Raw genomic sequence first — 13164 nt, 5'->3', positions numbered from 1 at the left:
CGGGCGGTCGACGCCCTGACGACGAGGGGAGTAGCACGTGCTGATGGCCCATCCCGCGGTCCTGCGCAATCTCATCGAGCAGTACGAGACACTCGAGGTGCTCCGGGCGGAGAACGGCGGCGACGAGGTGCGGCGGCGCATGGAGGACCTGGCGTACACCCTGTGCGTCGCGACCGGTACGCGTGACGTGGACACGGCATTGATCGCGGCCCGCCATCGCCTTCCGGGCGCGCGACCCGAGGACGATTCCGTGCTGACCGCCTGAACACACGGACGAGCCCGGCACCCTCCTTCCGGAGGGTGCCGGGCTCGCTCATGCCGTGGGCGAGCTCACATCGTGGGCGAACTCACACCGTGGGGCGAGGCGCCTACCAGCGGTACCAGCGGCCCGTGCTCCCCTTGGGCCGGGCCACGAAGCCCAGCAGCCACAGGACGAGCACGACCACGGCGATCCACCACAACGCCTTGACCGCGAAGCCGATGCCGAAGAGCAGCAGCGCGAGCAGAAGAACCAGCAGCAGGGGAACCATGCGTCTCTACCTCCTGAGATGACAGGTACTCACGTACGGATGACGGACGGGCGGGTGTGCGCCCGGCACGGGAGGGAGCGGATCGCGCCGTCCCTCAGAAGCGGCGTTCGAAGAGCCGGGCCACCGGGCCGCGGCTCCGTCGCCCGGCCCGACGCCCCAGCAGGTACGCGGCGGTGACCGCGGCCGTCGCGCCCATGGCCGCGCCACCCGCCATCCCTGTGAACGAGCGGACCGCGGTCCGCAGCGCGACGTCGGCGCCACCGGTCGCGGGCACGGTCGCTCGGGCCGACGGGGTCGGGAGGAAGAGCACGTCCCCCATGGTCACCGGGCCGCGTGTCCCGGTGGTGTCCCCGCTCCCCTCCCCCGCCCGCAGGACGCCTTCCGCGCCGCGCGGCGCGCCGGCACGGTCGGCGACGGCGCGGTCGGCGACGGCGCGGTCGGCTACGGCGCGGCCCGGGACCGCGTACGGGCCGGGCCGACGGAACGGCTTCTGTCCACTCTTCTCCGAAGCAGTCATGGGGACCGTCTCGCCGGACCCGCCCGCGGCAAACCTCCCCCCTCGTCCCGGGCCCCGCTCCACGGCGCGCTTGGCCCCGTCGATCCCGGACAGACGGCCCCTCATGGTGACGATTCTTCTCGCGGGACTCCCGGCCATCGCCGCCCTCGCCACCGGTCTCCTGGCCGCTCTGGCGTCTCCGTGGTGGTGGTGCGCCGCAGGCCCCGCGCTCCTGCTCGCCTCGGTGGCGGCGTACGACCTGCTCCAGCGGCGGCACTCGATCCTGCGCAGCTATCCGCTCCTGGGACACCTGCGGTTCGCGATGGAGCGGATCCGTCCCGAGGTGCAGCAGTACTTCGTCGAGCGAAACGTCGACGGCGCTCCCTTCGACCGGGACACGCGCTCCATCGTCTACGAACGGGCCAAGGGAACCGACGCCGAGGACCCCTTCGGGACGGAGCTGGACCTGGACCGGCCGGGCACCGACCACCTCGTCCCCTCCATGTCCCCACGCCCGGTGGCCACGCAACCGCCCCGGGTCCGGATCGGCGGCCCCGACTGCACCCGGCCCTACGACATGGCCCTGCTCAACGTGTCCGCGATGAGCTTCGGCTCCCTGTCGGACCGGGCGGTCCGGGCGCTGAACGAGGGCGCCCGGCGCGGTGGCTTCGCCCACGACACCGGTGAGGGCGGGATATCGGAGCACCACCTGGCCCCCGGCGGGGACCTCGTCTGGGAGATCGGCACGGGCTACTTCGGCTGCCGTACGGAGGACGGCGGCTTCGACCCGGGGACGTTCGCCGAGAAGGCCGCCCTCGACCAGGTCGTCTGCGTCCTGCTGAAGATCAGCCAGGGAGCCAAGCCCGGCATCGGAGGCGTGCTGCCCGGCACCAAGGTCAGCCGGGAGATCGCCGCGGTCCGGGGCGTCCCCGAGGGCCGGACCGTGATCTCCCCGCCGTACCACCGCGTCTACCGGACCCCCAGGGAACTCGTGCGCTTCGTGAGCCGGATGCGGGAGCTCGCCGGAGGCAAGCCGGTCGGGCTCAAGCTGTGCGTCGGCTCGCGCCGCGAGTTCCTCGCCGTCTGCAAGGCGATGCTGGAGGAGGACGTCACGCCCGACTTCATCGTCGTCGACGGGGCCGAAGGCGGCACCGGGGCCGCGCCGCTGGAGTTCGCGGACACCGTCGGGCTCCCCCTCACCGAGGGCCTGACGACGGTCCACCGCTCCCTGGTCGGCGCCGGCCTGCGCGACCGGGTCCGGATCGGCGCCTCCGGCAAGGTCGCCACCGGCGGTGACATCGTGAAGCGGCTGATCCAGGGCGCCGACTACACCAACTCCGCCCGGGCCATGATGTTCGCCCTCGGATGCGTCCAGGCCCAGCGCTGCCACACCAACACCTGCCCCGTCGGGGTCGCCACGCAGGACCGCCGGCGCGCCCGGGCCCTGGACGTCGAGGACAAGGCGCGCCGCGTCCAGCGCTTCCAGGAGGCGACGGTCAAGAGCGCCCTGCAGATCATGGCCGCCCTGGGCGTCGACGGGCCGGGCGACCTGTCGCCCGAGATGCTGCTGCGCCGGGTCGGACCGGACACCGTGCGGTCGCACGCCGACCTGTACCCACCGCTCGAAGCCGGACAGCTCCTCGCGTCGGCGTCGGTTCCGCTCGCGTGGGCGGACGACTGGAACGCGGCACATCCGGACCGGTTCACCCCTCGGTGAACCGGTCGGTGTCCCTCGCGAGGGGGGACGAGGACGCGGCCTGCCGGACGAGCGCCTCCTCACCGGCGCCGCCCCCGGCGCGGACAGCCGACTCTCCCACGGAAGCCGCGACGCGTCCGACCGCGTACGTGCGACGCGCTCACGCGCGTGCGGCCCGCACCGTCTGCTGGTGCGGGCCGCACGCGGGTGCCGACGACCCACGGCAAGGGGAGAACCCTGGATCGTGCGACGTGAGCGTGTCCCGTCGCTCACCATCCGCCTGCCCCGGTCACGGGAATCCATTCCTCCTTTTTCGCCGTCGCCGGGTCGGGTCCTCCCCCTCTGCGCCGGACGCGGCGGCCGGCCTGCTCGGAGGCCTGTCCGGAGCGGCGGGCGGTGGCGCCGCCGATGCCGGCGGCGGCGGTGACGACGGCAGTGCGGCCGGCCGCCGACCTGCCGCTCGGGGGCCGCCGGAGCGGCTCGCCCTGCCGCTCCGGTCGGCTGCCGGGCCCGCCGCAGCGCCCGGAACCCGACGACGGCGGGCAAGAGCCCGTCAGGGTGTCGAGGGCGGTGGCTCGCCACGGCGCACGAAGGCGTGGGCCGGACGGAAGGTCCGTCCGGCCCACGCCCTCGTGTTCCGCGGAGGCGGGTCTGCGCCCGTGCGTCGGATCCTCGGACGATCCCTGCGACGAACGACGTGGACCGCCCGGGGTCGCCGGTGTCAGACGGGGCCCATGCCGCCACCCGAGAAGGGCCCGCCCGCGCGGTAGTACTGGCCGATCTCCTCGCGGTACTGCCGGTCGGCGAGGTGCTTGTCGGAGACGAACTCGGGCGCGTCCTTCACCTGGGCCTTGGACAGGGCGAGGTGGACCGCTTGCTCCTCCAGGTCGACGCGGATCACCGCGCTCGCCGGGATCAGCACCTCCTTGCCGAAGATCCAGACGCCGGTGTCGACGACCAGATAGGCGTCGCCCACCTCGTCGGAGTGCTTGTCCACCTTGCCGATGTGCCCGTCGGACGCCTCGACCCGCCATCCGGTCAGGTCGGTGCCCGCCGGGTGGCCGGACTCCGTGGTGTAGGACCAGAGATGATCGGTCATTGCTGTCACTCCTCTGTCGCTGTGCTGCCTGTACGTCGCGGCACCGAACCGTGCGGGCCGCCTCAGAGCCGGTCACGCCGGTCGTCGTCGGTGACCGTGGGTGCCACGGGCGGGACCACCATCCGGCGGCGGCGAAGGACGCTTGCGTAGACGGCGGTTCCCAGGAAGCCGACCGCCATCAGGATCAGACCGACCACATCGAGGTCGACGGCTTCGAGCTCCCAGTCGGACGCGAAGGTGAGGATGGCGCCGACGGCGATCATGATGATGAACAGTCCCAGACCCATGGTTGCTCCCTCCCATGCGGGTTGGACAGCGTCCGCGTACCCGGCTCTCCGGGGATCATTCCGCTCCCCGGGCGCGGTCGGGTCCTGCGCTCGGCCGACCGCACCTCCGCCGCCCCTCGACCCGCGGGAGCGTCACGGTCCGGCGGGCACGGGAGGTGTGGGACGGCGGCCACGGGCAACACGGAGCGACAGGGCACGACGCCCGGGAGCACGTGCCCCGACGGGAGACGACGGACATGCGATACGAGGAGGACCCCATGACCGCACTGCTGACCTGCATCAAGCGGTTCGCCCGCAGCCCTCAGGGACGAAGCACGGCGGCGGCCGTCCGCCGGGCGGCCGCCGACCCCCGCAGGCGCACGCAGGCGCAGCGCCTCCTCGGCAAGCTGCGTCGCCACCGCTGACGGTTGCTCACCCGGCCCGGGCGGGCCGGGGAGGACGGCCGGAGCCCCGCACCCGTCCCCGGGGAGTTGGCGCCGGGGTTGATGATCAGGCAGCCGACCACGAAGCGGAGGGGGACGGTGAAGTAGACGCCGCCGCGTCCGCGGTGCCCCAGCCGGGCGGGGCCGCCTGGCCGCGGCCGGTGGCGATGGTGCGGGCCGCGCTGCCCGCGCCGGCGTTGCCGCTGCGGGTGCCGGAGGCCCGCACCGCCCCTCCGGGGACGGAGCCGCGGGTGGCGCCGAGGACCGTCCGGGCGGCGCGCCGTCACCCGGGCAGCCCCAGGGCGCGCCGTCCGCCGCCCTCGGGGGCGGAGCCCTTGGGCTACCGTCGGCCTCATGGAGCGAATCCGTGCGGTCCTGATCGACATCGACGGTGTTCTCACCGTGTCCTGGAAGCCACTGCCCGGAACGGTCGCGGCCATGGAACGGCTGCGCGCCGCCGGCCTCCGCCTCGCGCTGGTGACCAACAACACCTCCCGCACCCGGGCCGCCATCGCCGCGCGCCTGGCCGACCTGGGGTTCCCCGTGGGTGCCGGCGACATCCTGACGGCCCCGGCCGCGACGGCGGCGTACCTGCGCGAGCACTTCCCCGGGGCCCGCTGCCTCCTCCTCAACAGCGGCGACGTACGGGACGACCTGCCGGGAGTCACCCTGATCGACGAGGGAGACGCGGACGTGGTCGTGCTCGGCGGCGCGGGCCCCGAGTTCGGCTACGAGTCCCTCAACCGCGTCTTCCGGCAACTGCAGCGCGGTGCGCGGCTGGTGACCATGCACCGCAACCTGTACTGGCGCACCGAGGGCGGCCTCGACCTCGACACCGGGGCCTTCCTCGAAGGCATCGAGAAGGCTTCCCGCACGGAGGCGGACGTGACGGGCAAGCCGGCACCCGCGTTCTTCGCGAGCGCCCTCGCCCACCTGGACGCCGACGCACCCGAGGCGCTGATGATCGGCGACGACATCGAGTCGGACGTCCTGGCGGCCCAGCGGTCAGGCATCACCGGCGTCCTGGTGAGGACGGGCAAGTACCTCCCGGAGACGCACCACGACGCTTCCGGGTCCCCCGACCATGTCCTCGACTCCTTCGCCGACCTGCCCGCGCTGCTCCTCGCCGGCTCCGGCTCCGACTCTCCTGCCGGATCCGGTTCCTAGACGGCACCCTGCTGAACGGGATCCCCGGTTTCCGTGCCGTCCGGCTCACCGGCCCGGGCGGCGGCGCGCAGCGCCGACTCGACCCGGCGGTTGGTGGTCATGGTCGACGTGACGGCGGTCATGGTGAGGAGGAGACCGGCCGCGGTGTAGAGCGGGGTGCGGACGTCGTGGGTGGTGGCGAGCCAGCCGCCGAGGAAGGCGCCGAACGGGGCGGCGCACATGGCGAGCATGCGGGAGGTGGAAGCGACCCGGCCCATCAGGTGGGCGGGGACGATCGCCTGCCGGAGGGAGGGGCCGAGCACCATCGTGGCGCCCATGCCCGCTCCGCAGACGGCGAGCGCGAGGCCGGCGACGTACGGGTCCGGGGCGGCGGCCAGGACCAGGATGGCAAGCCCCTCGACTGCGGCCGTGCAGGTCAGTGCGGTGCCGGTGCCGAGCCGTCGACCGAGGAAGGACGCGATGCCCGCGCCGAGCAGACCGCCGGTGGCCTCCGCCGTGAGGAGCAGGCCGAAGCCGAAGGTGTCGATGCCGAGACGATCGTGCGCGAAGAGGGCGAGCACGGTCTCCACGGCGAGGAAGGCGATGTTCCCGACCGCCGGACGCAGGGCGAGCCCGAGCAGCAACCGATCCCGGAACACGTACGAGGCGCCGGCCCGCGCCTGCCGCAGCAGCGACTCACGGACCTGCGGTACGGGCCGGGGGACGGCGGGCAACGACCGTACGAGCAGGGCGGAGAGCGCGAACGACACCGCGTCGGCGAGCAGCGGGAACGTCCGCCCGAGCGCGAGCAGGGCACTGCCCGCAGGCGGCCCCGCGAAGCCGGACGCGGCGGTCTGGGTGCCGCGCAGGCGGGAGTTGGCGCGCTCCAGGAGCGCGGCGTCGCGGCCGAGCAGATCCGGCAGATAGGCCGTGGCGGCCGTGTCGAAGAAGAGTCCGCCGAGGCCGAGCAGGAAGGCGACGGCCGCCAGCAGCGGAATGCCCAGCACGTCGAGCGCGGCCGCTGCCGCCGGTATCGCGAGCAGCACCGCACGCGCCGCGTCCGTGACCCACATCGTGCGCCGTCGGTCCCAGCGGTCCACCAGCGCGCCGCCGAGCACCCCGAAGAGCAGCCACGGCAGCGTTCCGGCGGCGGTGACGACGGCGAGCGCCATCGGATCGCGCGTCAACGTCAGCGCGAGCAGCGGCAGCGCGGCATGGGTCACCCCGTCCCCGAGTGAGGACACCGTCTGCGCGGTCCACAGCCGTCCGAATCCGGTCGGCAACTTCCTCACGTCTGCGGTCACTTGGCATCCCCTCCGGCCTGCTCGCCCGTCGCCGGGCGGAACAGCGCGAAGACGAGCGACGCATCCGGCAGCGACGGGTCGGACAGCTCCCGGTACTCGTCCGCCAGCTCCTGCAGCCGCGCCCCCAGTTCCGTGAACTGCTCCTCGGTGAGCCGCAGATGCGCCATCCGTACGTGCCGCTCGCCACCGGCCGGCGCCGCCTCCAGGTCCGCCACCGCGTGCCGCATCAGCACGTCCGGCCCTCCCTCGCCCGGATCCGGCAGCTCGATCGACCGCGCGGCCATCGCGTAGTACCGCTCGGTGACGCCCCGGACCTTTCGCGTCCGTACCACCTTCACCAGGCCGGCCCGTTCGAGCAGGCGTACGTGGTAGCTGGAGCTCCCCTTCGCGAGGCCCACTCGCTCGGCGATCTGCGTGATCGTCGCGGGCTCGAAGCGGAGCACGGCCATGATCCGGTGACGCGTGAGATTGGAGACGGCGCGCAACTGCTCGTCCGTCGTGACGCGGAACGTCTCGGGAAGATCATCGGTAGGCATGCCCGCAATGGTCAACGTTTCTTGACCATTGCGCAAGGGGTTTGCGCCCGGCTGTGCGGGAGGTCCGTTCACCGTGGCGGGTGCTCGTGCGGGCACGACGCGAGCAAGCGGGGGCGGGCCGCGGGTGGGGGCCCGCGGGTCCCTAAGGTGGGCCCATGTCTGCCACGTTGAGTTCCACGAAAGCGGCCGCCGCCCTGCGCACTGCGGCTCGCGTGTCCGCCGAGTCGTTGTTGGTCCTGCTGATGGCCGGGGTGGCCCTGTGGCTCCTGGGTCGCATGTGGTCGGTCGTCTGGCCGCTCGTCGTCGGGTTGTTCCTCACCACCCTCACCTGGCCGCTGACGCGTTTCCTGCGCCGCCACGGCTGGCCTCCCGCCGTGGCGGCGGGGGTCGTCACGGTCTCGTTCGTGCTGGTCGTCGCCGGCATCGTCGCGCTCATCGCGGTACCGGTCGCGTCCCAGTCCGGGGAGCTCTCCCAGGGCGTGGTCGAGGGAATACAGCGCCTGCGCGAGTGGGCGGCCGGGCCTCCGTTGAACATCGGCGACGACGAGATCTCGGGCGCCTTCGACGCGGCGATGGCCCGCGTCCAGGACAGCATCGGCAGCATGGTCACCGCGGTCGCGACCGGCGTGGGCACCGTGTTCAACGGTGTCGTCACGGCCTTCCTGGCCCTTTTCCTGATGTTCTTCTTCCTGAAGGACGGCCCCCGGTTCGTGCCGTGGCTCGGCCGTCAGCTCCCCGGACGGCTCGCCGTCGACGTCCCGGTCCTGGCGGAGCGCAGCTGGGACACCCTGGGTGCGTTCGTGCGCAGTCAGGCCTTCGTCGGCCTCCTCGACGCCGTGTTCATCGGCCTGGGTCTGTGGATTCTGGACGTCCCCTTGGTGCTTCCCCTCGCGGTGCTGACCTTCGTGTCCGCGTTCGTGCCGATCGTGGGAGCCCTCTTCGCCGGCCTGGTCGCGGTGCTCATCGCGCTGGTGTCGAACGGCGTCACCGACGCGCTGATCGTTCTCGCGATCATCGTCGTGGTGCAGCAGCTGGAGGGAAACGTGTTCCAGCCCATGATCCAGAGTCGCGGACTCGGTCTGCACGCGGCCGTCGTCCTGCTGGCGGTGACGCTCGGCGGCAGCCTGGCCGGCATCGTGGGGAGTCTGCTGGCCGTCCCGGCGGCCGCTCTCATCGCGGTGTTCTGGAACTACCTGCGGGAGCAGCTCGGCGACGGAAGGCCGGAACCGGACCCGGACGAGGCGCACGACCCCGTGCCCGCCACGACCTGACCTGACGGCCGGTCAGGTCAGGTGGTGGCGGGGCACCGGGCCGATCGCCCAGGGAGTCAGGTGGGTGTGTGGGCCGCCTTGCTCGTCGTGGTGCCGTCCTCGTCCTGGGCCTCCGGCGCGGCAGGCGGTTCCGGAGCGGGCGGCGTGCGCACCAGCAGCGCGACCAGCACGGCCAGGGCGCCGAGGACCGCTCCGACGCCGAACCCCCACCGGATGCCCGCGGCCAGGGCGCCGGTGGTGCCGGCGCCGTCGGCTGCCGCCGTGGCGGCGCGTCCCGACATGACGCTGATGACCAGGGCGGTGCCGGCGGCGGCCGCGACCTGCTGGAGCGAGCCGAGGATGGCGGAGCCGTGGGGGTAGAGGTGCGGAGGCAGTACGGAGAGGCCGGAGGTGAAGACAGGGGTGAACACGAACGCCATGCCGGCGCTCAGGGCCACGTGCAGGGCGAGCACCAGCCACGGCGAGGTCTGCTCGCCCGTGAGGGCGAACAGTGCGAGGCAGAGCGCGGTGAGTACGGCTCCGGGCACGACCAGGCGCGGCGCGCCGAGTCGGTCGTAGAGCTTGCCGACCTGCGGTCCGAGCAGGCCCATGGTCAGACCGCCCGGGATGAGGAGCAGCCCGGTCTGCAGCGAGGTCAGGCCGCACACCTCCTGCAGATAGATCGGCAGCAGGATGAACGCACCCATGAGGGCCATGAAGGACAGGCACATCAGGCCCAGCGCCACGGAGAAGTGGCGGAACGTCAGGGCGCGCAGGTCGAGCAGCGGCGTGGACGAGCGCTGCAGTGCCAGCTGGCGCCACACGAACAGGCCCACCAGCACGGCGCCGATCAGGGTGATGGCCGCCGGGGGCACCGGGGCCCGGGCCGCGTCCCCGGCACCGAGCCCGCTCAGGCCGTAGACCAGGGCGCCGAATCCGGCCGCGGCGAGCGGGACGGACAGCCAGTCGATGGGGCCGGCCTGCGGCTCGCCGATGTTCACCAGCTTGCGCCGACCGAATACGGCCATGGCTCCCGCGATCGGCAGCACGGCCAGGAACAGCAGGCGCCAGGTCCCCAGTTGCAGCAGAACCCCGGAGGCGGCGGGGCCGAGGGCGGGTGCGACGGAGATGACGAGGGTGATGTTGCCCATGACGCGGCCGCGGTCGTGCGGGGGCACGAGGGTCATCAGCGTCGTCATGAGCAGCGGCATCATGACGGCGGTGCCGCTGGCCTGGATGACGCGCGCGGCCAGCAGCACCGGGAAGGCGGGCGCTGCCGCGGCCAGCGCCGTGCCGGCGAGGAACAGTGCCATGGCCAGGCTGAAGGCGGTCCGCGTCGTCACGCGCTGGAGGAACCACCCCGTCACCGGGATGACGACGGCCATGGTGAGCATGAAGGCCGTGGAAAGCCACCCTGCGGCGGCCGCGGTGACCTCGAACTCGCGCATGAGCCGCGGGATCGCGTTGACCATGATCGTCTCGTTGAGGAGGACGACGAACGTGGACAGCACGAGGATCCGCAGCACGGCGGTGACGCGGGCGGGCGGGAGCGTGGGTGGTGCGCTTGGTGCGAGCATGGCGCCTTCCGTCAGGTGAGTGTCCTCCGCACGTGGGCGGGTCACACTGACAGACCGCGGCGCCGGGAAGAACTCATCGGTGTCTCCCGATCCTGCCGGTCCGGGCGCCCGAGCTCAAACGGTTTTTCGGGCGCCGTTCCGCTCGGGCCGCCCGCCCGGGTGCTGCGGCGCGCGGCCACGGCCGCGCGCCGCGGCACCGTCAGCCTCGCCGCGGCCCGGGGCCCTGCACTCAGCAGATGCGGGGCAGCTGCTCACCCAGCGGCATGTCGACCACGCGCGTGCCGCCGAGGCCGGTACGGGCCACCACCATGCCCGGATGCTCCGCCACGGCCTCGCCGATGACGGTCGCACCCGCGCCGAGCGGGTGCGCGCGCATCGCCGCCAGCACGGATTCCGCCCGCTCCCGCGGGACGAAGGCCACGAGCTTGCCCTCGTTGGCCACGTACATCGGGTCGAGGCCGAGGATCGCGCAGGCGTTGGCCACGGGGTCGGGAACGGGGACGGCCCGTTCCTGGACGACCACGCCGGTGCCGGAGGCGGCCGCGATCTCGTTGAGGGAGGCGGCCAGGCCTCCGCGCGTGGGGTCGCGCAGCACGTGCAGGTCCGGAGTCACCGCGAGCATCGCGTCGACGAGACCACCCAGTGCCGCGCAGTCGCTCTCGATCTCGACGCCGAACTCCAGGCCTTCCCGCACGCTCATGATCGCCACGCCGTGGACGCCGACCGGCCCGCTGACGATCACCACGTCACCGGGCACGACGCGTGCCGGACGCAGATCGACACCGGCCGGGATCAGGCCGATCCCGGACGTGTTGATGTAGATGCCGTCCCCGTGGCCGGCCTCGACGACCTTGGTGTCGCCGGTGACCACCTGGACGTCCGCCGCACGCGCCGCCGCGCCGAGCGCGTTCGCCACCCGGGCGACGACGTCGGTCTCGACCCCTTCCTCGAGGATGAAGCCGCAGGACAGGTACGCGGCCCTGGCCCCGCTCATCGCGAGGTCGTTCACGGTTCCGTTGACGGCCAGGTCGCCGATGCTGCCGCCGGGGAAGAAGAGCGGGCGCACCACGAAGGAATCGGTGGAGAAGGCCAGCCGGGCACCGCCGAGTTCGAGCGCCGCCGCGTCCGTGGTGGTGGAGAGCGCCGGCCCGCCGAAGGCGGGTGCGAAGACCTGCTCGACCAGTTCGGCGGACAGGGCACCGCCACCACCGTGGCCCATGACGACCCTCGGCTGGTCCCGCAGGGGCGCCGGGCAGGTCCAGGCGAGCATGTCCGGTGCCCGGTCCGGGGCATCCGGGCTGGTGATGCCTGCGGTGCCCGTGGTCGTGTCAGACAACGGAACTCCCCTCCAGGGGCGCGACGTTCGAGGACGGGATGGTCGAGGGCGGGATGCTGGAGGGCGGGACTCCCGAGCCGAGGTCGAGCCTCCGGTAGAGGTAGTAGGCGGCGCAGGCCCCCTCACTGGAGACCATCGTGGCGCCCAGAGGCGTGCGGGGCGTACAGAGGGTGCCGAAGGCTTCGCACTCGTGGGGTTTGAGCAGGCCCTGCAGCACCTCCCCGCTGCGGCACTCGGCCGGCTCGCGGGTGTCGATCCCCTCGACGGAGAAGCGGACCTCCGCGTCGTGGTCGCGGTACCGCTCCGAGAGCCGCCAGCCGCTGTCCGGGATGACGCCGATGCCGCGCCAGGCCCGGTCGGTGACCTCGAAGACGTCGTCGAGCATGGCCCTGGCCGCCGGGTTGCCCTCGGCCTGTACGGCACGAGGGTAGGCGTTGTCGACGGTGTGCTCCCCCCGCTCCAGCTGGAGCACGGTCCTCCGTACGCCTTCGAGGATGTCCAGGGGCTCGAAACCCGTGACGACGATGGGCACCCGGTACCGCGCGGCGAGTTCGGGGTATTCCGCGGTGCCCATCACGCTGCAGACGTGGCCCGCGGCCAGAAAGCCCTGTACGCGGCAGTCCGGGGACCGCATGATCGCCTCGATCGCGGGCGGCACCCGCACGTGGGAGACCAGGAGGCTGAAGTTGCGGATGCCCAGCCTGCGCGCCTGGTGCACCGTCATCGCGTTGGGCGGGGCGGTGGTCTCGAATCCGATGCCGAAGAACACCACCTCGCGCCCGGGGTTCTGCTCGGCGATCCGCAGGGCGTCGAGCGGCGAGTAGACGACCCGGACGTCGCCGCCCTGTCCGCGCACCTGGAAGAGGTCGCGGCCGTTGCCGGGGACCCGCAGCATGTCCCCGAACGAGCAGAAGATCACGCCGGGGCGTGACGCGATCTCCAGGGCCTTGTCGATGACCTCCAGCGGTGTCACGCACACCGGACAGCCAGGGCCGTGGATCAACTCGACCTCGTCCGGAAGGAGTTGGTCGATGCCGTGCCTGATGATGCTGTGGGTCTGGCCGCCGCAGACCTCCATCAGGGCCCAGGGCCGGGTCACCGTCGCATGGATCTCGTCGAGCAGCCGCCGGGCCAGCTCGGGGTCCTGGAACTCGTCGATGTACTTCACCGGTGCACCTCTCCGGCGGCGCCCTCGTGCGCCTGCCGTTCGCCGTCCGTCATCTCGGCCGCCGTCTCCCACGGGTCGCCGAACTCCTCCTGGAGCATGCCGAGGGTCTCGAACAGCTCCAGCGTCTTCCTGGCCGACTCCTCGTCCAGACGTTGCAGGGCGAATCCGACGTGGACGATCGCGTACTCGCCGACCTTCAGGTCCGGCAGGTACTCCAGGCAGACCTCCTTGACCACGCCGCCGAAGTCGACGGTGGCCATCCGGGTGCCGTCCCGGTCCTCGACGTCCAGCACCCTTCCGGGGACCGCCAGACACAT

General features: G+C 72.7%; 15 protein-coding genes. 5 read left to right on the top strand and 10 right to left on the bottom strand.

What is annotated here, in order from left to right:
• Positions 1-37 precede the first annotated feature (37 nt).
• Positions 38-265, top strand: a complete 228-nt coding sequence (locus AB0M16_RS32800; protein WP_365349515.1) for a DUF5133 domain-containing protein — start codon at positions 38-40, stop codon at positions 263-265.
• A 103-nt stretch (positions 266-368) separates the two neighbouring features.
• On the opposite strand, the gene AB0M16_RS32795 is transcribed toward AB0M16_RS32800, so the two are convergent.
• Positions 369-530 (bottom strand): DUF5670 family protein, encoded by a 162-nt coding sequence (locus tag AB0M16_RS32795; protein ID WP_365349513.1) that lies wholly within the window; start codon positions 528-530, stop codon positions 369-371.
• Positions 531-624: 94 nt separating this feature from the next.
• Positions 625-1047, bottom strand: a complete 423-nt coding sequence (locus tag AB0M16_RS32790) for a hypothetical protein (RefSeq protein ID WP_365349511.1) — start codon at positions 1045-1047, stop codon at positions 625-627.
• A gap of 103 nt (positions 1048-1150) precedes the next feature.
• Here AB0M16_RS32790 and AB0M16_RS32785 point away from each other — a divergent pair, with 103 nt between their 5' ends.
• The gene (locus AB0M16_RS32785) at positions 1151-2743 is read left to right on the top strand and encodes an FMN-binding glutamate synthase family protein (protein WP_365349509.1); all 1593 of its coding nucleotides are present in this window, start codon (positions 1151-1153) and stop codon (positions 2741-2743) included.
• A gap of 700 nt (positions 2744-3443) precedes the next feature.
• On the opposite strand, the gene AB0M16_RS32780 is transcribed toward AB0M16_RS32785, so the two are convergent.
• Both AB0M16_RS32780 and AB0M16_RS32775 read right to left on the bottom strand, forming a co-directional pair.
• Positions 3444-3821, bottom strand: coding sequence for a PRC-barrel domain containing protein (locus tag AB0M16_RS32780; RefSeq protein WP_365349507.1), 378 nt, complete (start codon positions 3819-3821; stop codon positions 3444-3446).
• 62 nt (positions 3822-3883) lie between these two features.
• Entirely contained in the window at positions 3884-4108 is a 225-nt protein-coding gene (locus AB0M16_RS32775) for a DUF6458 family protein (protein ID WP_365349505.1), read from the bottom strand.
• 257 nt (positions 4109-4365) lie between these two features.
• Here AB0M16_RS32775 and AB0M16_RS32770 point away from each other — a divergent pair, with 257 nt between their 5' ends.
• Together AB0M16_RS32770 and AB0M16_RS32765 are read left to right on the top strand one after the other, a co-directional pair.
• Complete coding sequence (locus tag AB0M16_RS32770; RefSeq protein ID WP_365349503.1) at positions 4366-4512, top strand: hypothetical protein; 147 nt, start codon at positions 4366-4368, stop codon at positions 4510-4512.
• A gap of 372 nt (positions 4513-4884) precedes the next feature.
• Positions 4885-5697, top strand: coding sequence for an HAD-IIA family hydrolase (locus AB0M16_RS32765; protein ID WP_365349501.1), 813 nt, complete (start codon positions 4885-4887; stop codon positions 5695-5697).
• Here AB0M16_RS32765 and AB0M16_RS32760 read toward each other — a convergent pair.
• Together AB0M16_RS32760 and AB0M16_RS32755 are read right to left on the bottom strand one after the other, a co-directional pair.
• Positions 5694-6980: an MFS transporter gene (locus AB0M16_RS32760; RefSeq protein WP_365349499.1), complete on the bottom strand. Its 1287-nt coding sequence runs from the start codon at positions 6978-6980 to the stop codon at positions 5694-5696. The genes AB0M16_RS32765 and AB0M16_RS32760 overlap by 4 nt on opposite strands.
• Complete coding sequence (locus tag AB0M16_RS32755) at positions 6977-7516, bottom strand: helix-turn-helix domain-containing protein (RefSeq protein WP_365349497.1); 540 nt, start codon at positions 7514-7516, stop codon at positions 6977-6979. Before AB0M16_RS32755 ends, AB0M16_RS32760 begins: the two co-directional genes overlap by 4 nt.
• Before the next feature lie 155 nt (positions 7517-7671).
• On the opposite strand from AB0M16_RS32755, the gene AB0M16_RS32750 reads away from it, so the two are divergent.
• Positions 7672-8787 (top strand): AI-2E family transporter, encoded by a 1116-nt coding sequence (locus tag AB0M16_RS32750; RefSeq protein WP_365349495.1) that lies wholly within the window; start codon positions 7672-7674, stop codon positions 8785-8787.
• A gap of 56 nt (positions 8788-8843) precedes the next feature.
• Here AB0M16_RS32750 and AB0M16_RS32745 read toward each other — a convergent pair whose 3' ends face one another.
• From AB0M16_RS32745 to AB0M16_RS32730, 4 genes are all read right to left on the bottom strand, one after another.
• The gene (locus AB0M16_RS32745; protein ID WP_365349493.1) at positions 8844-10343 is read right to left on the bottom strand and encodes a DHA2 family efflux MFS transporter permease subunit; all 1500 of its coding nucleotides are present in this window, start codon (positions 10341-10343) and stop codon (positions 8844-8846) included.
• A 229-nt stretch (positions 10344-10572) separates the two neighbouring features.
• Positions 10573-11613 (bottom strand): hydrogenase expression/formation protein HypE, encoded by a 1041-nt coding sequence (gene hypE, locus AB0M16_RS32740; RefSeq protein WP_365349601.1) that lies wholly within the window; start codon positions 11611-11613, stop codon positions 10573-10575.
• A gap of 58 nt (positions 11614-11671) precedes the next feature.
• Positions 11672-12847 (bottom strand): hydrogenase formation protein HypD, encoded by a 1176-nt coding sequence (gene hypD / locus AB0M16_RS32735; protein ID WP_365349491.1) that lies wholly within the window; start codon positions 12845-12847, stop codon positions 11672-11674.
• Positions 12844-13164, bottom strand: coding sequence for a HypC/HybG/HupF family hydrogenase formation chaperone (locus tag AB0M16_RS32730; RefSeq protein ID WP_365349489.1), 321 nt, complete (start codon positions 13162-13164; stop codon positions 12844-12846). The genes hypD and AB0M16_RS32730 overlap by 4 nt, the downstream gene beginning before the upstream one ends.

Origin of the sequence: Streptomyces sp. NPDC051921 (assembly GCF_040680975.1) — a bacterium.
Classification (GTDB): Bacteria; Actinomycetota; Actinomycetes; order Streptomycetales; family Streptomycetaceae; genus Streptomyces.
This window is presented reverse-complemented; position numbering and strand designations above follow the sequence as displayed.